We start from the raw sequence: 19293 nt of genomic DNA on the forward strand, positions 1-19293 counted from the left end.
TCCAAGGAGCACGCCATGAGACCGGCCCGACTGCTCAGCCCGCTCCGAGCCGCTGCCGTGGCGGCGACGGTCCTGCTCGTGCCCGCGCAGGCGGCCGCCGCGGCGCCCGCCCCGCCGGCCGCTGCCACCCCATCGCAGACCGAGGTGACCGTCTCCCCCGTGGATCTCGACGGACCGGTCATCTCGACGGTGAAGGTCACGGTCCAGAACACCGCGCCGCAGCGCCTGCGTTCGCTCAGGGTGTCGTTCGCCGGGCCCGTCGGATGGGCGGTCCAGCCCTCCGTGCAGAGCGTGTCCGGGTCCTTCGCGACGGGCGCCTCCGCCTCCGCGACGTTCCGGATCCAGGTCCCGGAGAAGCGTCCCGGATTCGTGATCCGAACGTTCACGGCGAACGCGACCTACCAGGGCGGCGACGGCCTCGGGACGGCGACCGGCACCCGGACCGAGCGCTCCGGATCACCGCAGGCGAACCTGTCGGCCGCGTACAACGGCGTGGCGATCACGGACGAGTCCGCCCCGGCGGCCGGTGATTTCGACGGCGAGGGCAACAGCTTCTCGGCGCAGAAGCTCGCCGCTGTCGGCCTGACGCCCGGAGCGCGGGTCGAAGCCCTGGGCGCCACCCTGACGTGGCCGGACGTGCCGGCCGGCACCAAGGACAACGTGGCGGGCTCCGGGCAGGCCGTCGCACTGAGCGGCAAGGGATCCGCGCTGGTGTTCCTCGGTTCCGGCGTCGGCAGCGGTGCCACGGGGACGGCCACCGTCTTCTACACCGACGGCACCTCCACCACGGGGTCGTTCGGCTTCCCCAACTGGTCGTTCGACCCGGTCGACGCCCACGGCGCGACACTGGTCAGGTCGACGGACGGCCGCAACCGGCCCGACGGGTACGGCAACGCCACGGTGAAGTACAGCGTGTTCGCCCACTCGATCGCACTGGACCCGTCCAGAACCGTGGACTTCGTGGTCCTGCCCGCGAACGGCGGCGTGCACCTCTTCGACATGGCGATCGCCTCCTGACCCTCCCCGACGTCCGGCGTCACTCGCGGGCCCGTCGCCCTGGGCGGCGGGCCCGGTCATGTTCTCCGCCGGTCTGTTGGCCGGTGTTCTGCATACTCTGTCTGTCGCAGAGGAGTTCGGGGCGCCCCGCGGGGCTCGGTCTCCGGGTCTCCGCGCCTCCTTCACCCGACCGACTGGAGACCCCTGTTGAACACACCACCGGTGAACTCCGCAGCAGGTGCGCCGCACCGCATGGACCCGGCGGGCGGCTGCCCGCACGCGGCCAATGCCAGGCTGCTGGCCCAGGGCGCCGTCACGACGGTGATCCTCCCCGGCGAGGTGGAAGGGATGGCGGTCCTCGGTCACGACGCGCTCAGGGAATTCCTCTCGCACCCCGATGTCGCCAAGAACGCCCGGCACTTCACCGCGCTCCAGGCAGGCGCGATCGCCGACGGCTGGCCACTGAAGACATTCGCCACGGTGCCGGGGATGACCACGGCCGACGGCGCCGACCACCGGCGGCTGCGGTCCTTGATGAGCAAGGCGTTCACCGCGCGGCGGGTCGAGGAACTGCGGCCCCGTGTCCAGGCGTTGACGGCATCGCTCCTGGACGGCCTCGAAGACGCCGCTGTCGACGGTGTCGTCGATCTGCGAGCGCACTTCGCGCTGCCCTTGCCGATGGGCGTCATCTGCGAACTGCTGGGCGTGGACGAGGCGCACCAGGACCGGCTGCACCGCCTGTCCGACCGGATCGTTTCCACGGACGTCGGTCCCGCCGAGGCGATGGCGGCCAACCGCGAGATGATGGAGGTGCTGGGCACGCTCGCCGCCGCCCGGACGGAACGTCCCGAGGACGATCTCACCAGCGCGCTGACAACGGCTCGCGAGGAGGACGGTGACCGGCTCGGCCCGCACGAACTGATCGGCACCCTGATGCTCACGATCATCGCCGGGCACGAGACGACGCTCAATCTGATCACCAACGCCGTCCGCGCCCTGTGCGCCCACCGGGATCAGCTCGCCCTGGTCCGGTCCGGCGCCGCTACCTGGGGGGACGTGGTCGAGGAGACGCTGCGGTGGGACAGTCCGGTCAGCTACTTCCCGTTCCGCTACCCGACCGCCGATCTGACGCTGGACGGGACGGTGATCCCCAAGGGGACCCCGGTGCTCGCGGGCTACTCCGCGGCAGGGCGCGACCCGAAGGCCCACGGCCCCGAGGCGGACCGCTTCGACATCACCCGCGCAGGCGGCGCCCGGCACCTCTCACTCGGGCACGGCGCGCACTACTGCATGGGCGCGCCACTGGCCCGGATGGAAGCCACGCTCGCGCTCGAGCAGTTGTTCGCGCGCTTCCCCGGCCTCGATCTCGCGATCCCCGAGGCCGAGTTGCCTCGGCACGCCTCGTTCGTGGGCAATGGGGTGGAGAGGCTGCCCGTGCGGCTGCACGGCTGAGGCCGGGTCACTCGGGGGCGGCCGACACCGGCCGCTCCCGTGAGCCCGGCACCCGGTCAGCCGTTGGCGAGGAGCTGGAGCGTGTCGATGACACGGTTGGAGAAGCCCCACTCGTTGTCGTACCAGGCGACGACCTTGACGTGCCGGCCTTCGACGCGGGTGAGGGCCGAGTCGAAGATCGACGAGGCCGGGTTGCCCGTGATGTCGGACGAGACGAGCGCGTCCTCGGAGTACTCCAGGATCCCGGCGAGCGGTCCGTCCGCTGCCGCGCGGTAGGCCGCCAGCACGTCCTCGCGCGACACGTCACGGGCCACGGTCGTGTTGAGTTCGACGATCGATCCCACCGGCACGGGTACGCGGATCGAGTCACCCGACAGCTTGCCTTCGAGGTTCGGCAGGACCAGGCCGATCGCCTTGGCGGCGCCGGTCGTGGTCGGCACGATGTTCACGGCGGCGGCGCGGGCGCGCCGGGCGTCGCGGTGCGGGCCGTCCTGCAGGTTCTGCTCCTGCGTGTAGGCGTGCACCGTCGTCATGAACCCGTGCTCGATACCGGCGAGTTCGTCGAGCACCGACGCCAGCGGGGCGAGTGCGTTGGTCGTGCACGAGGCGTTCGAGACGATCGTGTGCAACGCCGGGTCGTACGCGTCGGTGTTGACCCCGAACGCGAGGGTGACGTCGGCGCCGTCCGAGGGCGCACTGACGAGAACCTTCTTCGCGCCGGCGTCGATGTGCGCGCGGGCGGCCTTGGCCGACGTGAAGCGGCCGGTGGCCTCCAGCACGATGTCGACGTCGAGGGCGGCCCACGGCAGCTGCGCCGGCTCGCGCTCGGCGACCACCTTGATGCGGCGGCCGTCGACGACGAGGACGTCCCCGTCGAGTGTCACCGGGCGCCCCAGCCTGCCGGACGTCGAGTCGTAGGCCAGCAGCCGGGCCAGCGTGGCGGGCTCGGTGAGGTCGTTGACGGCGACGACCTCGAGGTCGCTGTCGCGCTCCAGCAGTGCGCGGAGCACATTGCGTCCGATGCGGCCGAATCCGTTGATGGCGATGCGAGTCATGAGTGGTGTGTCCCTTCGTCTCGTCACCCAGGTTCGCTCGTGGCGCCCTGCCGTGGCAGCGGCGTGAGCGCCACGGTTCGAAAGGATCGCGCCAGGGCCGGCCCGGTCTATTCGCCGTTGGCGAAGGTGCGCCGGTACTCACTCGGTGTGGTGCCCAGAATCCGCTGGAAGTGGAGGCGCAGATTGGTCCCGGTGCCGAGGCCGGTCTCCGCGGCGATCTGCTCGATCCCGCGCTCCGAACGCTCCAGCAGCTCGCGGGCTATGTCGATGCGGGCCCGCATGACCCACTGCATCGGGGTGTAACCGGTGTCCTCGACGAAGCGCCGCGAGAGGGTGCGCGGCGAGACCGCCGCGTGCCGGGCGAGCACCTCCAGGGTGAGCGGCTCACCGAGGCGGTGCAGCGCCCACTCGCGGGTGGCGGCGAACCGTTCGCCGAGCGGCTCGGGCACGCTGCGCGGCACGTACTGGGCCTGACCACCGCTGCGGTAGGGCGCCGCCACCAGCCGCCGGGCCGCGTGGTTCGACGCGGCCACCCCGAGGTCGCCGCGCAGGATGTGCAGGCACAGGTCGATCCCGGAGGCGGCCCCGGCCGAGGTCAGGACGCTTCCCTCGTCGACGAACAGCACGTTCTCGTCGACCCGGACGAGGGGGTGTTTCGCCGCGAGCGCCCGCGTGTAGTGCCAGTGCGTCGTCGCCCGCCTGCCGTCGAGCAGACCCGTGGCGGCGAGTGCGAAGGCTCCCGTGGAGATGGCGGCGAGCCGCGCGCCCCGGTCGTGGGCGGCGACGAGCGCGTCGACGACGGGCCGCGGCGGGTCGTCGCGGTCCGGGAACCGGTAGCCGGGGATGAAGACGACGTCGGCCCACTCCAGCGCGTCGAGGCCGTCGGCGACGTGGTACGACAGCCCGTCACCACCGGTCACCAGTCCGGGGGCCGCGCCGCACACCCGTACCTCGTACGGCATGCTCGCGCGCGTCGTGAACACCTGGGCGGGGATCCCCACATCGAGCGGTTTCGCGCCCTCGAGCACGAGGACGGCGATGCGGTGGAGGCGGGGGGCTGGCACGGTCCCAGGGTACGAGGGGCCCGGCCGGACCGGCGAGCAGGCCGGGGCCCCTCGCGCGGCCGGGTCCGTCGTCCGTGCTCAGCCCGCGAACCGGGCCATCCACGCCTCGACGTCGTCGGCGGACCGCGGCAGGCCCGCCGACAGGTTCTCGTGACCGTCCTCGGTCACGACCAGGTCGTCCTCGATCCGGACGCCGATGCCGCGCCACTCCTCGGGGACGGTGAGGTCGTCGGGCTGGAAGTACAGACCCGGCTCGACGGTGAGCACCATGCCCGGCTCCAGGACGCCGTCCACGTACTCCTCGTGCCGGGCCTGTGCGCAGTCGTGGACGTCCAGACCGAGCATGTGGCCGGTACCCGCCATGGTGAAGCGGCGCTGGAGGCCGAGTGCGTACGCGCGGTCGGCCGGTCCCTCGACGAAGCCCCACTCGACCAGCCGGACCGCGAGGTGGCGCTGGGCCGCCTCGTGGAAGTCGCGGTAGGCGGCGCCCGGCTTCACCGCGGCCATCCCGGCCTCCTGCGCCTCGTACACCGCCTCGTAGACCTGGCGCTGCAGAGGGGTGAAGGTTCCGCTGATCGGGAGCGTGCGCGTGACGTCGGCGGTGTAGAGGGTGTGCGTCTCCACGCCCGCGTCCAGGAGGAGCAGCTCGCCCGGGCGCACCGGGCCGTCGTTGTCCGTCCAGTGCATGATCGTGGCGTGGTCGCCGGCGGCGCATATCGTGCCGTAGCCCACGGAGTTGCCTTCGAGACGGGCGCGGCGCAGGAACGTGCCCTCGATCCACCGCTCGGACGAGGCGACCGCGCCGGAGAGCTCGCCGACCGCGTCGGTGAACCCGCGCACCGTGGAGTCCACGGCCTTGCGGAGCTCGCCGATCTCCCAGTCGTCCTTGATGAGGCGGAGGTCGCCGAGCGCCTCCTCGAGTTCGCCGTCGCGCTCCTCGTCGGTGCTGACGGCGGCCTCCAGGGACGGATCGAGACCGCGGACCACACGGGTCGGCACGCCGGAGGCGGCCGCCAGGTCGCGGGCCGCGCCGCGGACATCGCGGCAGGGCAGGCCGAGGACGCGTGCGGACTCGACGAGGGAGCGGCGCCGGCCCATCCAGAGTTCCGCCGTGGGACCGGTCCAGAACTCGTCGTCGTCCCTGCTGTCCCGGGGCAGCTGGAAGCAGTACGCGTCGTGGCCGCCGTCCGGGCGCGGCTCGAGGACGAGCGCACCGTCCCGGGCCCGGTCGCCCGTCATGTGTACGTAACCCGAGTACGGGCGGAACGGGTAGGCGTCGTCGTTCGACCGGGCCTTGAGGTTGCCCGAGGGAATCACGAGGCGTTCGCCGGGGAAGCGGGCGGAGAGCGCGGCGCGGCGGAGAGCCGCGTACGGCGCCTGCTCGTCGGGCGGCAGGTCGTGCTGCTCGGTGTCGGCCCACCCGGTCCGCATCAGCGCGGACAGTTCCTCGGAGATCCCTGTGTAGAGACCGTTCTTCCGGCCTTTCGCCACGTCATGCTCCTTCTTGGGGACGGGTCGTCCGCGGTGAGTGCCGAAGGGAGACCTCCGCACTCGCGCCTTCGCCGCCGGTCGCCGGCGGCTCTCGGACGGTATCCCTCAGGCCGGGCGCGTGGTGCCCACCACTGCCACTGGCACTGATCGGCCACGGTCGCGGAGGAGGCGGTCGATAATGCGCCCATGACGAATGTGCGACTCGGCGACGCCCTGCGGCTCCTGGGAATCGATCAGGCGGCGAGCCGGGTCTATCTGGCGCTGCTGGAACTGGCCCCGGCCCCGCTGGGCGCGATCGGGTCCGCGGCCGGCCTGGACGGTGCGGAACTCGCCGCGGCGTACGCGGCGCTGGTCGACTCCGGACTGGCCAGTGCCGCCGGGGAGGGCGCGGACGTGGTGGCTCCGGTTCCCCCCGCGGCGGGCCTGGAGATCCTCGCCCGGCACCGGGCGGCCGAGGTCGAGGAGTCGCGCATCGCCGTCGGGGGCGCGTTCGAGTCGTTCCGGCGGCAGCGGCTCGCCGCGTACAACGACCATCTCGTCGAGGTGGTCACCGGGGACGCCGTCGGGCCCCGGATCCGACAGGCCTGGGCGAGCGCCCGGGAACAGATCCGGCAGTTCGAGTCGCCCCCGTACTTCCCGCTGCCCGGGGCCACGGACGACGCGCTGGCCACGCTCGCCCGCGGGGTGAGGCAGCGCGTCGTGTACTCGCGGGAGTCTCTGGAGCATCCGGGCCATCTGAAGGACGTCATCGAGCCGTGCGTCGCGGCCGGCGAACAGGCCAGGGTCCTGCCCTCGGTGCCGGTCAAACTCGTGATCATCGACGACGCGTACGCGCTCGTGTCGTTGTCGATCAAGGAGGCCGACGTGCACAACACCATGCTGGTGGTGCAGCCGTGCGGCCTCTTCTCGGCGCTCGTGGCACTGTTCGAGCAGTCCTGGCGGAACGCGCTGCCGTTCCACGGCCACGTCACCCGGCCGGGTGGACTGCCGCCCGCCGACCGGCGGCTCCTGTGGCTCCTGGCGGGCGGCGCGAGCGACGAGGTGATCGCGCGCGAGATGGGCGTCAGCCGTCGCACGCTGTTTCGCCGGCTGTCGGTCCTGATGGCACGGCTGGGCGCCGCCAACCGTTTCCAGATGGCCTTGCAGGCGCAGCGCTCGGGGTGGCTGTGAGCGGGGGCGGCCGTTCCGGTGCGCCGGACGCGGCCGGGGCCCCGCTGCGGGCCCCCGCCGCGCCCTCGTCGCTCGCGGTCAGATCAACCCGGGCTGCGGCTGGGAGGGGTCGTCGAGGAAGCCGCCCGACTGGTGCTGCCACAGCCTCGCGTAGGCCCCTTCGGAAGCCAGCAGTTCCTGGTGCGTGCCCTGTTCGATGATCCGGCCGCGGTCCAGGACCACGAGCCGGTCCATGGTGGCGACCGTGCTCAGCCGGTGCGCCACCACGAGCGCCGTCCGCCCCTCCATGAGCCGCCACAGCGCCTCCTGGACGAGGATCTCGCTCTCCGAGTCCAGGGCGCTCGTCGCCTCGTCGAGCAGCAGGATCGGCGCGTCGCGCAGGATCGCCCTGGCCAGGGCGACGCGCTGCCGCTGGCCGCCGGACAGTTTCACGCCCCGCTCCCCCACCATGGTGTCGAAGCCGTCGGGCAGGGCGTCGGCGAACTCCGTGACGTGCGCCGCCTTGGCGGCGCGGCGGACCTCGGCGTCGGTGGCGTCGGGCCGGGCGAACGCGATGTTCTCCCGCAAGGTGCGGTGGAACATCGCCGGGTCCTGCGGCACATAGGCGATCATGCCGCGCACGTCGGTCTGGCGCAGTCTGCTGATGTCCTGGCCGCCGATCAGGATCCGGCCGCCGTCGATGTCCGTCATCCGCAGCAGCAGTCGGCTGAGTGTGGTCTTGCCGCCGCCCGAGCGGCCGACCAGGCCGATCTTCGTACCGCTGCGTACGGACAGGTCGAGGGACTCGAAGAGCGGCGGCGCTCCCGCGTGGGCGAACGTCACCTGCTCGAAGCGGACGTCCGCCCCCTGGGGGCGCAGCGGCTCCGGCGACTCCGGGTCGCGCAGGGCGGGCGGCGTCAGCAGCAGTTCGGTGAACTGCGCCGCCTCCGTCATCGCGCTTTCCAGCCGTCGGTAGATCTGGTTGAACTCGAACATGATCCGTGTCGCGTTGGTGTAGTACATGAAGGCGACGACCACCGCCTCCACGCCGTTCCCGCCCCCGCCGAGGGTGACGGCGAGCAGCAGACCCAAGGCGTTGGTCAGTACGGACATGGGCGCGACCAGCGTGTCGATGCGCAGGTTGCCGTAGTCCCACGAACGCAGCGTCAGCCGCCGGGACTCGGCGACCCGTGAGCGGTGCTCGGCGGCCTCGCGCTCCTCGGCGGCGAAAGCCCGGACCGTGTCCATGTTCATCAGGCTGTCGGCCACGTGGCCGGACACCCGGGCGATCGCCTCCTCACGCTCGCCGACGAGGGCCTGACGGCGGCGGATGAGGGGAGCCACGCAGCAGGCCGTCACCACGATCATCGTCAACAGCCCGACGACGAGCAGCGGTTCGTAACGCCAGAGCACCACCGATCCGAAGGCGAGCGGCACGAAGCTGCCCACGACGGAGAACGTCAGCGTGTCGATGAACTCCTCGAAGCGGGAGGCGAAGCTCAGGACCCGCTTGGTGAGCGAACCGGCGAAGTTCTCGTGGAAGAACGCGGCGTCCTTGGCGTACAGCTCGTCCATGCCCTGCACGTACAGGTTCTCGATGCCGAGGGCGTCGAGGCGGTTCAGGAAGTGCAGGCCGACGCGCCAGAACGTCTCCGCGAGGAGCAGCACGCCGGCGAAGCCGAGGACGTAGGGGAGCATCGACCCGATCGAGGTGTCCTCGTCGCCCGCGATCCGGCCGACGAGTTTCGCGACGACGAGTGGTGCGACGTAGTTGATGCCGATGTTGCCCAGTGCGGGCATCAGCATCGCGGGTAAGGTCATCCGTTTTCGGCGGGCCAGCTCCCGTCCGTAGTAACGAAGTGCGAGGAGCACGGAGCCCCTGCCCGGCGCTTCGTGCGATTCTGGCGATCCCATACCAACCCTGTGTGGTCGTGCGGCTGCCCGCCACGTGCTGCTGCGGGAGGAGGCGCTTGCCTCACCGGCCGCGCGGAACTTCGGTGTCGTCGAGTGGGTGCCCTCGCCCGCTGGGTCCCGCGGCACACGGTGCGCGGTGGTGGCTTGCCCCGCGCGGCTCGCGGGGTGCGTCGGGGTGAGTACGAGAGGTGGCGGGCGAAGGAATTCCAGTGTCCCGCCACGGCACCCGCCGAGTCCAAGCGTTTTCCGGGCGGCCTGGAGCGCGACCGGGGGGCACGAGGCACGGGCCCGAAGGGCGGTCCCACCGCGCGCGCCCCGTCGGTGCTCGGCGCATGTGGACCCAACGGGAGCCCGGGCCGGCCTACTTCGCCACGACCGAGGTCCCCTGGGCAAAGTGACCACCGTGCCGCGTATCCCCGCGTGTGCGTGTGGCGATCCGTATACGCTGCCCGGGATTTGACCCGCCCAGACGAACGGATCGACCCCATGCACGTCGTGTTCACCGGTCGCGTCATCGAATGGCGTGGCCCCTCGCCGTTCTACTTCGCGACCGTGCCCGAGGAACAGGCCGCGGACATCCACGAGGTGGCCGCGATGGCCACCTACGGCTGGGGTGCGGTTCCGGTCGAGGCCCGCATCGGCGGGACGGGCTTCACCACGTCGCTCTTCCCCAGGAACGGCGGCTATCTGCTGCCGCTCAAGAACGCCGTGCGCCGGCCGCAGGGCCTTGCGGCCGGCGATGACGTGACCGTGCACATGACCGTGCGCCTCTAGGGTCGTGGCAAGGCCATGGGGACCTGAGGACGGCCGGTACGAGGGTGTCCTGGCCGGCGGGTGCGCAGCCAGGCAGGCCTGAGCGGCGTCAGGCGCCGCCGACGATGAAGTCGGTCAGCGCCGCAGCGACGGCTTCGGGCTGCTCATCGGGGATGAAGTGCCCGGCGCCCGGCACGACCACTCCGGTGGTGTGGTCGGCCCACGGGCTGAGGGAGGCCGCCATGTCCGGGATGGAGCCGTGGCTGCTGGATATTCCGAGGACGGGCACGGTCAGGTGCTCCCGCTCGAGCGCCTCGTGGTTCTTGCGCGCCGACTCGGCGGCGTCCCGGTAGTAGGCGAGGGAGGCGCGGAGGCCGCCGTCGGCGGCGAGAGCCGCTGCGTAGTGGTCGAGGTCGGCGGCGTCGAATGCGCCGGGAGCGAGGGCCTTGACCTTCAGGAACCAGTCGACGTACTCCCGTTCGCGGCCGGCGAGCAGGGTCTCGGGCAGGTCGGGCACGAGGTGGAACGCGAAATGCCAGGTCTTCCACGCCCGGGCCGGGTCGGTGGGAATCGATTCCGGGAGGGTGATGCCGGGGATTCCGGCGTCGAGCAGGGCGACCCCGCGCAGGTGGCTCTCGTAGGTGAGGGCCAGGGAGAAGGCCACCCAGGCGCCGATGTCGTGGGCGGCCAGCCAGTAGTCCCGCACTCCGAGTGCCTTGACGGTGGCGTGGACATGGGCGGCGACCGTGTGGGTGTCGTAGCCGCGCTCCGGGCGCTCGGAGTGGCCCTGGCCCGGCAGGTCGATCGCGATGACGCGGAAGCGGCCGGCGAGGCTGGGCATGACCTTTCGCCAGGCCCGCCAGGTCTGCGGGAACCCGGCGAGCAGGACGACAGCCGGACCGGCCGGCCGGCCGCCTTCGACGGCATGAAGGCGGACGCCGTCGGCGTCGACCCAGCGGTGGGTGAATCCAGCCAGGTCGTGCAGGGGCAGGTCGGGGACGGGGTTGCCTTCGGAGACGGTCATGGGTTCCTCCATCGGTGGGGGTGTGCTGGTTCGGGGGTCAGGCCCCGAGGGCCAGGCCCGCGAGGGCGATGCGGATGACGAGGGCGGGCGGCGTGGGGCTCGGGATCCGGGTCCCGGCGGCCGGATCGATGAGGCCTGCGGGACGCCGGGACGGCGAGCCCGGAATGGGTGAAGTGCCGGCCGGCGCATCCGGGGCTGTCGGCGGGCCCTCCGGGCTGACCCCGCGGTTCAGGCCGCCGCTACCGGCGACGGCGGCCACCGCGGATGCGGCTTGCGGCCGGGTACGAAGGGGGTGGTCAGGTTCCCCCCGGCCAGGACGGGGGCCCAGAGGAAGACGACGGCGGCAGCCGGGGCTGTGCGGCGCGCCTGCCGCTCTGTCTCCATGTGCGGGGGACGCCTGGCCATGATCACGTCCGGAGGCTAGCACATCTTGAACCGATCAGTTCAAGATAGACTGACGGGCAGCATCCGGAACACCGACACACCGACACACCGGCAAGGAAGTGCCACGTGGCAGGCAAGAAGCAGTTCGACACGGACACGGCCCTGGACGCCGCGATGATCCAGTTCTGGCGCGCCGGCTACGCCGACACCTCGGTCGACGACTTGTCCCGGGCGACCGGCCTGAACCGCAGCTCGATCTACTCCTCGCTCGGCGACAAGGACACCTTGTTCCTGCGCTGCCTGGACCGCTACGCCGCGCGCTACGGAGGCAAGTACGACGCCGCCCTGTCGAGCGCGGCCTCCGATCCCCTAGCGGCCGTCCGCGCGTTCTTCGACGTCACCCTCGATCGCATCGCCGATCCCGCACTGCCCGATGGATGCCTGGTCGCCCAGTCGGCCATGGCGATTCCGGTGCTGAGCCCGGCCGTCGCGGCGCACGCCAGGCAGGCGCTCGGCCTGCAACGCCTGCGCCTGCGCGCCGCGCTGAAGGCCGGCCGGATGACCGACCAGGATGCCGAGGCCTTCGCCGTACACGCGGCGGCCGTGAACCAGTCCCTCGCCGTCATGAGCAGAGCCGGAGCGAGCCCGGCGCAGCTCCGGGCCGTGGTGGACGTGACCCTCGACGCGCTCTCGCAGGCGCTTCGCCCGCGCCGTTAGGCCGCCTGTCGGCGATCCCGCCCTGGGCCGGTCCAGGGCAGCCTGGCCCTGCACGTTGCGCGTGACTCTTCTGTCAGACCCGCCTGGAATGCTCTGAGCATGGAGATGACAGTGCAGCTGACGATCGACTGCTTGGATCCGCAGGCAATGGTGACCTTCTGGGCCGAGGCCCTGGGCTACGTGCCTGAGCCTCCGCCGGGCGGCCACGCCACCTGGCGCGCCTACTGGGCGGCCACAGGGGTGCCGGAGGCGGAGTTGCCGGAGGGGGCCGGGGACATACCGGAGTCGATCATCGATCCTGCGGGGCGTGGACCGAGGGTGTGGTTCCAGCAGGTCCCGGAGCCAAAGGTCGCCAAGAACCGGTGGCACTTCGACCTGAAGGTCGGAGGGGGCGGTAACGTCCCACTGGACGTCCGCGTACAACGGGTCAACGCTACGGTGGAACGGCTGGTCGAAGCCGGCGCCACCGTGCTGCGGACCAAGGACGAGCCGGACATGGGGTTCTACGCCGCCGCCCTGCAGGACCCCGAGGGCAACGAGTTCGACGTCGTCTGAGGGCCGTTGCGCCTGCGCCGGTCAGAGCCACTCGCTCACGGCTGCGACCGGCACAGGCGCCTTTGGGCGGACGAAGAGCCGGTCGCACCTCGTGGCCCATTCCCGGTGCCCGCCGGGGCGGTGCTCCCGCACGCGACCGGGCCGGTCAGTCCTTGCTGGCCGCCTGCCAGCTGAGGCCCCATCCGTAGGCGAGGTCCACAGCCTGCTGCTTGAAGATGCCGGGCGGCAGCACCAGGTACTTCGCTTCGCGCCGGACGATCAGTTCCCCACCGATGTTCTCGATCAGGGCGATCGCGGCCACCGGCGAGGGAACGGTGCACTCGTCCAGGAGCACTTCGATGGGCGGACCGACGGGCGGATAGAGCGTGGCGACCCCGTTCAGTCCAGCGAAACTCGACGCCCCGGCGTAGATGGCCACGAACACCAGAAGGCGCTTGATCTCCGCCGTGTGGTCGAGGTTGATCATGAGGTTCTCGCCGGCCTCGCTCGTGCCCGTCCGGTCGTCCTGGTCCAGTTGGACGTAGGGCGGCTGGTCGAACGAGCCGAACTGGTTGTCGATGGGGTGGACGATCCCCGTCGCTCCGTTCTCCAGTTCCCACAGGCAGGAGAGGTCCAGGTCGACGTCCTCCAGCCGGACGGCGTCGGGCCCCTTGTTCATCCAGCCGCGCGGCGGCTTGCGGGCGCTCCACGAGAGATTGACCCGCATGCCTCCCGAGGTCGCCCCCTGCTTGGCCAGCGACACCGCGGGCGCCGACTTCGTCAACGTGATCTTCGACAGCCGCACCGGCTGAACGGGTACGGCCGGTGGAGCCGAAGGAGGCGGGGCGGCCGGCTGCGGTGGGGACACGGCCGGCCTCACCGGCGGGGTGGTGGAGGCGGGCTCGTCGTCGACCGTGATCCCGAAATCGGTGGCGAGCCCCGCCAGGCCGGAGGCGTATCCCTGGCCCACCGCCCGGAACTTCCAGGCGCCGTTGCGCCGGTACAGCTCCCCCAGGACGAACGCGGTCTCCGTCGTGGCGTCCGTGGCGTCGAACCGCGCCACCTCGACGCTGCTCACGGCGTCGAGCACCCGCACGAACAGGCCTGGCACCTGACCGAACGTGCCGTCCGTCGAAGCCGCGACCACGACGGTCCCGATCTCCTGCTCGACCGCCGACAGGGCCACGCCGATCGTCTCGACCGCACCGGCGCCGTCCTGGCGTCTGCCCTCGTGCCGCACCGCACCGCTCGGGTGGACGGGCTGGTTGTAGAAGACGAAGTCGTCGTCCGAACGCACCCGGCCGGCTGCCGTCAGCAGGAGAGCCGACACGTCCACACCAGGTATGCCGGGGCCTTCGCGCCAGCCGAGCTCCACCCGTACGCGGGCACTCGCCACCGGTGTGTTGGCGCCCTTGAGCAAGGTCATGCGGGTCCCCCTCCGTGACCGTTCCGACTTCCGCAGGGTACGGAACTTCGGCGTTGCCTCCTCCCGGAAGTCGTTAATTTCTCCGATCCGGGCGAAGTCGCGGACCCGGCAGTCCCGGGACGCTCCGGTCGTGATCAGAGAGCCGGATCCGACGGTCCCACGATCGCCCGCAACGCCGCCAGGTGCCCTTGGTAGGCGGCCTGTCCCTGCCGGGTCAGACGGAGCCAGACGCGCTGCCGGGTGTCGCGGACGGCCTTGCGCTGCTCGACGTAGCCGGCGTCCATCAGCACGGCGACGTGCTTGCTCAGCACCGAGGCGGAGAGGCCGAGTTGCTTCTGGACCAGTCCGAACTCCGCCTCACCCGCGGTGTCCAGCAGGGCGCAGATGCGCAGCCGGTTCGGGGCGTGGACGGTGCTGTCGAATCCCTCCAGCGGGGTTTCGCCGCTCATGCGGACTTCCTGTGCAGGCGGACGAAGGCGAGGTGGAAGCCGACGGACACGCCGGCACTGATCAGCGAGGCCGCGATCAGCCACCCCGGCCATCCCGTGAGGCGGAACGCGACGGCGGCCCCCACCAGCAGCACCGGCAGGCCGGCCACGACCGGCACGGTCGCCCGCTTCGGCAGCACGTCGAAGCGCAGCGCCACCCCGGTCCTGTTGCGCCAGACCCTGGACGCGACGGACAGGAGCGCCACGTACACGGCGGTGATCGTGAGCATCACGCCCACCCAGGCAGGGCGCGGCAGCAGCCAGTCCGAGTCGGCCGCGATGCCCCCGTACGTGAGCGGGAGCGCGGCAACGTAGAGCGTGAGGGCGACGAAGAACCAGGTCGGCCACGGTGCGGCCGCCAGTTCCGCGGCGGAGGCGCTGACGCGCTGGGTGTCGGCCAGGGCGGCTCGGGCTTGCTGCGGCGTCAGGTGCACCCCGTCGGTTTCCATGAAGGAAAGAGTATCCGTCAGTTTCCATTAAGGAAAGTGACGAGTTTCCGATACAGCAAGTGAATGAGCCGCCCGTGGGCGCCCCGCTGCCCCGGAGCGGCGCGGCCTGCCCGGATGAGCGACGGCCGCCGACACCCCCCTCCGGCCGATGAGCCGCCCTTCCCGCCGCGGTTTTTTTGACGTTGCGTCACCCAGGCTGCTTTCACGCCCACTTGAACGAGGATGACAAGCATGACAACCGGCACCGAGCGCCGCGGCCCACGCGTGACGACCGTCCTGCGGGGTCTGCGGGCACCGACCCTCGCCCCGTGGGCCCACGTGCGTGAGCCGCCCGCGCCTCCCCGCCCGGGGGCTCCACGCGTCACGTTCCTCGGCGTGTCCACGCTCCTGCTCGACGACGGGGACAACGCGGTCCTCACCGACGGGTTCTTCAGCCGCCCGGGCCTCCTGCGCATGCGGTTCGGCCGTCTGCGACCGGACCGTGCGCGCATCGCCGCCGGCCTGCGCATGGCAGGGACCTGTCGCCTCGATGCCGTGTTCGTCGTCCACTCGCACTACGACCATGCCCTGGACTCCCCCGCGGTGGCCGCCGCCACAGGAGCCCGGCTCATCGGCTCCCCCTCCACCCGCAACATCGCCCGAGGGCAAGGTTTTCCCGACGATCGCTTCCAACCGGCCGTCATCGGTGAGCCGTTCACGATCGGGCGCTTCACCCTCACCGCCCTGCCCGCCCGGCACAGCCCCGGCGACATCGCGCCCGGCCGGATCACCCGGCCCCTGCGGCCTCCGGTACGCGCCCTGGACTACAGGACAGGTGACTGCTACAGCCTCCACGTCCGGCACGGCGCACGCGCGCTCCTGGTCCACGCCAGCGCGCACAGTCTGCCCGGCGCGCTCGACGGCTACGTCGCCGACACCGTGTACCTGGGAATCGGCGCGCTCGGCAAGCAGGACGAGGCCTTCCGGGAGGAGTACTGGCAGCGGCTGGTCACGGCCACCGGTGCCAGACGCGTGGTCCCCATCCACTGGGACGACTTCTTCCGCCCCCTCGACCGGCCCCTAAGGCCCTTCCGCGCCTTCCTCGACGACTTCACGGTCACCATGGACTTCCTGACCCGCAAGGCCGAACGCGCGGGAGTCGCCCTCGCCCTGCCCGTGTTGGGCCGGCGGGCCGATCCGTGGCCGCCGTGACCCACTTCAGCCGGAATCGCCCGCAGTGGCGGCGGCACCTGTACGAGGCGCTCGGCCGGGAGTGCCGCCGTCGGTCGTCCGAGGCCCGGCCCGCGGGCGTGCGATAGGTTGCCCGGCATGACTGAGCTCGGACCCGTCACCTGGCCGCCCGCCCCGATCAGGACCGAGCGGCTCGTGCTCCGCGAGTCCGAGGCCCGCGACCGGGCGGCGTTCATCGAGCTGTTCGCCTCGTCGGAGGTGGGCGCCTACCTCGGTGGCCCTCGGCCTCTTGACGAGCTCGAGCGCGCGGTGCCCCAGGTCCCCGGGAGGCGCCCTGGCCTCTTCGTGATCGATCTCGACGGAGCGATGATCGGCACGACCACGCTCGACCGGCGCGACGCGGAAAGGCCGGGCCACGTCCGTCCGGATGCCGGGGCTGCCGGGGCTGCCGGGGCTGCCGAGCTCGGCTACATGTTCCTGCCGCAGGCGTGGGGGCACGGGTACGCCACCGAGGCGTGCACAGCGGCGCTCTCCTGGTTCGGTGACGCGTACCCAGGCGAGCCGGTGGTGCTCTGCACCCAGACCGCCAACGACCGCTCGGTGCGCGTGGCGGCCAAGCTGGGGTTCACCGAAGTGGAACGGTTCGAGGAGTTCGGTGCCGAGCAGTGGTTCGGCGTGTGGTCCCCGGCCGGAAGGCCGGCAACACCCCGGGTGTAGGGGCGCGGCAGGCCCGCTGGTGCCCGTCCGTGGTCACCGACAGCGCCGCTGCGCAGGCTGTCAGGACAGATGTCGCAGTACGTCGCCGAGCGTGGCCACTCCGCGGCGGATGTCGGCGGGCGTGCTCGCCGCGTAGCCGAGGACCAGCCCGGGTCGACGAGGTCGCTGGCTGTGCCAGGACAGGGGATGCACTTTCACGTCGCGCGCGAGCGCCTCGGCGGCGAGGTGCGTGTCGGCGAAACCGGCCTCGAAGGTGACGGTCAGGTGCAGACCGGCCGCGGCCCCGTGCACGGTCGCGCCCGGGAGGTGGGTCCCGAGGGCCTCGATCATGGCGTCCCGGCGGCGACGGTGGTGCCTGCGCAGATGGCGTAACTGGCGTTCCAGCGCACCTGACTCCATGAACCCGGCCAGGACGAGTTGGGGCAGGGCGGCGTTGCCGAGGTCGGTGAACCGTTTGGCATCGACGAGGGCGTCCCGGTACTTCGGCGGAGCGATGACCCATCCGATGCGCAGGGCCGGGGCGAGGAGCTTCGACACGCTTCCGGCGTAGACGACGTGGTCGGCCAGCACGGACCGCAGGGCGGGCACCGGGCTCCGGTCGTAGCGGTGCTCGGCGTCGTAGTCGTCCTCGATGATCAGTCCGCCGGTCTCGCGGGCCCAGCGCATCAGTTCGGCGCGCCGGCTGCCGCGCAGCACCACGCCGGTGGGGAACTGGTGGGCAGGCGTCAGGAGGACGGCCGCTTCGCCGGTGGCGCGTAGTTCGTCGACGCGCAGGCCTTCGGAGTCGACCGCGACGGGCGGGGTGTCCAAGCGGCAGTTGTGCAAGTGCTGCCGGGCTCCGAGGGAGCCGGGGTCCTCCACGGCCACGGCCGAGATGCCGTCGTCGTACAGCACCCGCCCGAGCAGGGTGAGCGTCTGAGCGGTTCCGGCGACGATGAGCACCTCGTCGGGGTCCGCCCGGATACCCCGGTTGCGGGCGATCCAGTTCGCGATGGCCAGGCGCAGTGCCGGTGTGCCCCGCGGATCTCCGTATCCGAGGTCGGATGCCGCCAGGTGGTCGAGGACACGGCGCTCGGTGCGCAGCCACGCCGCCCGGGGGAACGCGGCGAGGTCGGGCAGCCCGGGCGAGAGGTCGATCCGGGCCCGGACCATGCGCATCGCGTCGAAGACGGCCGCACCGGGCGTGGCGGCGAAGACGGCGCCTGGTGACGGCGGGGCCGTGGGCCGGGGAGGTTCGGTCGCCGTCGGCGTCGCCACGGGGGCGCCCACGACGATCGTTCCGTTGCGGCCCTGGCCGGCGAGGTGGCCGTCCTCGATCAGCCGTTGGTAGGCCTCGGTGACCACGCCGCGCGACACGCCCAGTTCACCGGCCAGGACCCGGGTGGCCGGCAGCCTGCTTCCCACCGGCAGGCGGCTGTCCGCCAGCGCGAGCCGGATCTGTCCGGCCAGCCAGTCGGACTTTCCGCGCCTCGGCACCTCGTCGACGGCCAGGTGAAGGAAGTCGGCCCCCGCCGTTATGGACCGGTCATGACAGTCGCCATTGGATCTGTTCACCGGGCCATAGTGGCAGCAGGGTGAGGCCATGAACACAGCCACGACGCCTTCCTCCCCTGTTCCGGCGGCCGATTACGTGCACGGGTACTCACCGCGTGAGGGCCGTCGGCTCGGCGACCAGGCGGACACCCTGGCGCAGCTGCTGCACGCCGGCACGGCCTACCCCGCAGGCAGTCGGGTGCTGGAGGTCGGCTGCGGGGTCGGGGCCCAGACCGCCCACTTGCTCCGTTCCAGCCCCGGGGCGCACATCGTCGCGGTCGACCAGTCCGAGGAGTCCCTCGCCGAGGCCCGCAGGCGCGTCGCGGGCCTCGCGGCCGGCGCGCCGGTGGAATGGCACCGCGCCGACGTGTTCGACCTGCCCTTCGCCGACGCGGAATTCGACCACGCCTTCGTGTGCTTCGTCCTGGAACACCTGCCGGATCCTCGGCGGGCGCTGGCCGGACTGCGGCGCGTGCTGCGGCCCGGTGGCACCATCACCGTGATCGAGGGGGACCACGGCTCCGCGTTCTTCCATCCCGACAGCGCGTACGCCCGGGCGGCGATCGACTGCCAGGTCCGTCTCCAGGCGGCAGCCGGAGGGGACGCGCTGCTCGGCCGGCAGTTGCAGCCGTTACTCGCCGGTGCCGGGTACGAAAGCGTCGTGGTCCGCCCACGCACGGTCTATGCCGACCGGACCCGGCCCGCGTTGGCCGACGGCTTCACCCGCAACACCTTCATCGCCATGGTCGAAGCCGTCAGGGACAATGCGCTGGCCGCCGCCCTCACCACGACGGCCGACTGGGACCGGGGGATCGCCGATCTGCACCGGACCGCCCTCGACGGAACCTTCCACTACACCTTCTTCAAAGCTCTTGCCGTGAACCCGCCGCCTGCCCCCGCGGCGCCCCCTCGGCTCGGGTGAGCCGTCCCGCCGGGCCAGGAGCTCACGAGGGGCCGGCGGCATCGCGACGCACCTC

18 protein-coding genes are annotated in these 19293 nt (G+C 71.8%); 9 read left to right on the plus strand and 9 right to left on the minus strand.

The features are described 5' to 3' along the window. Positions 1-15 precede the first annotated feature (15 nt). Positions 16-1017, plus strand: coding sequence for an NEW3 domain-containing protein (locus tag ABZ454_RS04555; protein WP_359536042.1), 1002 nt, complete (start codon positions 16-18; stop codon positions 1015-1017). 231 nt (positions 1018-1248) lie between these two features. Further along, complete coding sequence (locus tag ABZ454_RS04560) at positions 1249-2448, plus strand: cytochrome P450 (protein ID WP_359536178.1); 1200 nt, start codon at positions 1249-1251, stop codon at positions 2446-2448. A 56-nt stretch (positions 2449-2504) separates the two neighbouring features. Here ABZ454_RS04560 and gap read toward each other — a convergent pair whose 3' ends face one another. From gap to ABZ454_RS04575, 3 genes are all read right to left on the minus strand, one after another. Further along, positions 2505-3503 (minus strand): type I glyceraldehyde-3-phosphate dehydrogenase, encoded by a 999-nt coding sequence (gap, locus tag ABZ454_RS04565; protein ID WP_359536043.1) that lies wholly within the window; start codon positions 3501-3503, stop codon positions 2505-2507. A gap of 107 nt (positions 3504-3610) precedes the next feature. Continuing rightward, positions 3611-4567 carry a helix-turn-helix domain-containing protein gene (locus ABZ454_RS04570; RefSeq protein WP_359536044.1) on the minus strand — a complete coding sequence of 319 codons (957 nt, stop codon included), beginning with the start codon at positions 4565-4567 and terminating at the stop codon, positions 3611-3613. A 78-nt stretch (positions 4568-4645) separates the two neighbouring features. Continuing rightward, positions 4646-6058, minus strand: a complete 1413-nt coding sequence (locus ABZ454_RS04575) for an aminopeptidase P family protein (protein WP_359536045.1) — start codon at positions 6056-6058, stop codon at positions 4646-4648. A gap of 186 nt (positions 6059-6244) precedes the next feature. Between ABZ454_RS04575 and ABZ454_RS04580 the strand changes: the two genes are divergently transcribed. Then, positions 6245-7228 (plus strand): LuxR family transcriptional regulator, encoded by a 984-nt coding sequence (locus tag ABZ454_RS04580; RefSeq protein ID WP_359536046.1) that lies wholly within the window; start codon positions 6245-6247, stop codon positions 7226-7228. A gap of 78 nt (positions 7229-7306) precedes the next feature. Here ABZ454_RS04580 and ABZ454_RS04585 read toward each other — a convergent pair whose 3' ends face one another. Beyond that, a complete protein-coding gene (locus tag ABZ454_RS04585; RefSeq protein ID WP_359536047.1) occupies positions 7307-9121 on the minus strand; it encodes an ABC transporter ATP-binding protein in 1815 nt (604 codons plus the stop codon). 486 nt (positions 9122-9607) lie between these two features. On the opposite strand from ABZ454_RS04585, the gene ABZ454_RS04590 reads away from it, so the two are divergent. Further along, positions 9608-9895 carry a DUF1905 domain-containing protein gene (locus tag ABZ454_RS04590; RefSeq protein WP_359536179.1) on the plus strand — a complete coding sequence of 96 codons (288 nt, stop codon included), beginning with the start codon at positions 9608-9610 and terminating at the stop codon, positions 9893-9895. A gap of 88 nt (positions 9896-9983) precedes the next feature. Here ABZ454_RS04590 and ABZ454_RS04595 read toward each other — a convergent pair whose 3' ends face one another. After that, entirely contained in the window at positions 9984-10898 is a 915-nt protein-coding gene (locus tag ABZ454_RS04595) for an alpha/beta hydrolase (RefSeq protein WP_359536048.1), read from the minus strand. Positions 10899-11408: 510 nt separating this feature from the next. Here ABZ454_RS04595 and ABZ454_RS04600 point away from each other — a divergent pair. Both ABZ454_RS04600 and ABZ454_RS04605 read left to right on the plus strand, forming a co-directional pair. Next, positions 11409-11999, plus strand: a complete 591-nt coding sequence (locus ABZ454_RS04600) for a TetR/AcrR family transcriptional regulator (protein WP_359536049.1) — start codon at positions 11409-11411, stop codon at positions 11997-11999. Positions 12000-12098: 99 nt separating this feature from the next. Next, positions 12099-12554 (plus strand): VOC family protein, encoded by a 456-nt coding sequence (locus tag ABZ454_RS04605; RefSeq protein ID WP_359536050.1) that lies wholly within the window; start codon positions 12099-12101, stop codon positions 12552-12554. A gap of 145 nt (positions 12555-12699) precedes the next feature. Here the strand turns inward: ABZ454_RS04605 and ABZ454_RS04610 are convergent, their stop codons facing one another. The 3 genes from ABZ454_RS04610 to ABZ454_RS04620 form a co-directional block, all read right to left on the minus strand. Next, a complete protein-coding gene (locus ABZ454_RS04610; RefSeq protein ID WP_359536051.1) occupies positions 12700-13959 on the minus strand; it encodes a TerD family protein in 1260 nt (419 codons plus the stop codon). Between the two features lie 134 nt (positions 13960-14093). Further along, the gene (locus tag ABZ454_RS04615; protein WP_356318126.1) at positions 14094-14408 is read right to left on the minus strand and encodes a transcriptional regulator; all 315 of its coding nucleotides are present in this window, start codon (positions 14406-14408) and stop codon (positions 14094-14096) included. Beyond that, a complete protein-coding gene (locus ABZ454_RS04620; RefSeq protein ID WP_359536052.1) occupies positions 14405-14896 on the minus strand; it encodes a hypothetical protein in 492 nt (163 codons plus the stop codon). The genes ABZ454_RS04615 and ABZ454_RS04620 overlap by 4 nt, the downstream gene beginning before the upstream one ends. Before the next feature lie 231 nt (positions 14897-15127). Between ABZ454_RS04620 and ABZ454_RS04625 the strand changes: the two genes are divergently transcribed. Continuing rightward, entirely contained in the window at positions 15128-16087 is a 960-nt protein-coding gene (locus ABZ454_RS04625; RefSeq protein ID WP_359536053.1) for an MBL fold metallo-hydrolase, read from the plus strand. Positions 16088-16204: 117 nt separating this feature from the next. Beyond that, on the plus strand, positions 16205-16783 hold the full coding sequence (locus ABZ454_RS04630) for a GNAT family N-acetyltransferase (RefSeq protein WP_359536054.1): 579 nt from the start codon (positions 16205-16207) through the stop codon (positions 16781-16783). Between the two features lie 60 nt (positions 16784-16843). Here ABZ454_RS04630 and ABZ454_RS04635 read toward each other — a convergent pair whose 3' ends face one another. Next, complete coding sequence (locus tag ABZ454_RS04635) at positions 16844-18337, minus strand: PLP-dependent aminotransferase family protein (protein ID WP_359536055.1); 1494 nt, start codon at positions 18335-18337, stop codon at positions 16844-16846. A 28-nt stretch (positions 18338-18365) separates the two neighbouring features. On the opposite strand from ABZ454_RS04635, the gene ABZ454_RS04640 reads away from it, so the two are divergent. Beyond that, complete coding sequence (locus ABZ454_RS04640; protein ID WP_359536056.1) at positions 18366-19238, plus strand: methyltransferase domain-containing protein; 873 nt, start codon at positions 18366-18368, stop codon at positions 19236-19238. Positions 19239-19293: the final 55 nt, after the last annotated feature.

The sequence above is a fragment of the Streptomyces sp. NPDC005803 genome, assembly GCF_040630435.1.
Taxonomy (GTDB): Bacteria; Actinomycetota; Actinomycetes; order Streptomycetales; family Streptomycetaceae; genus Streptomyces.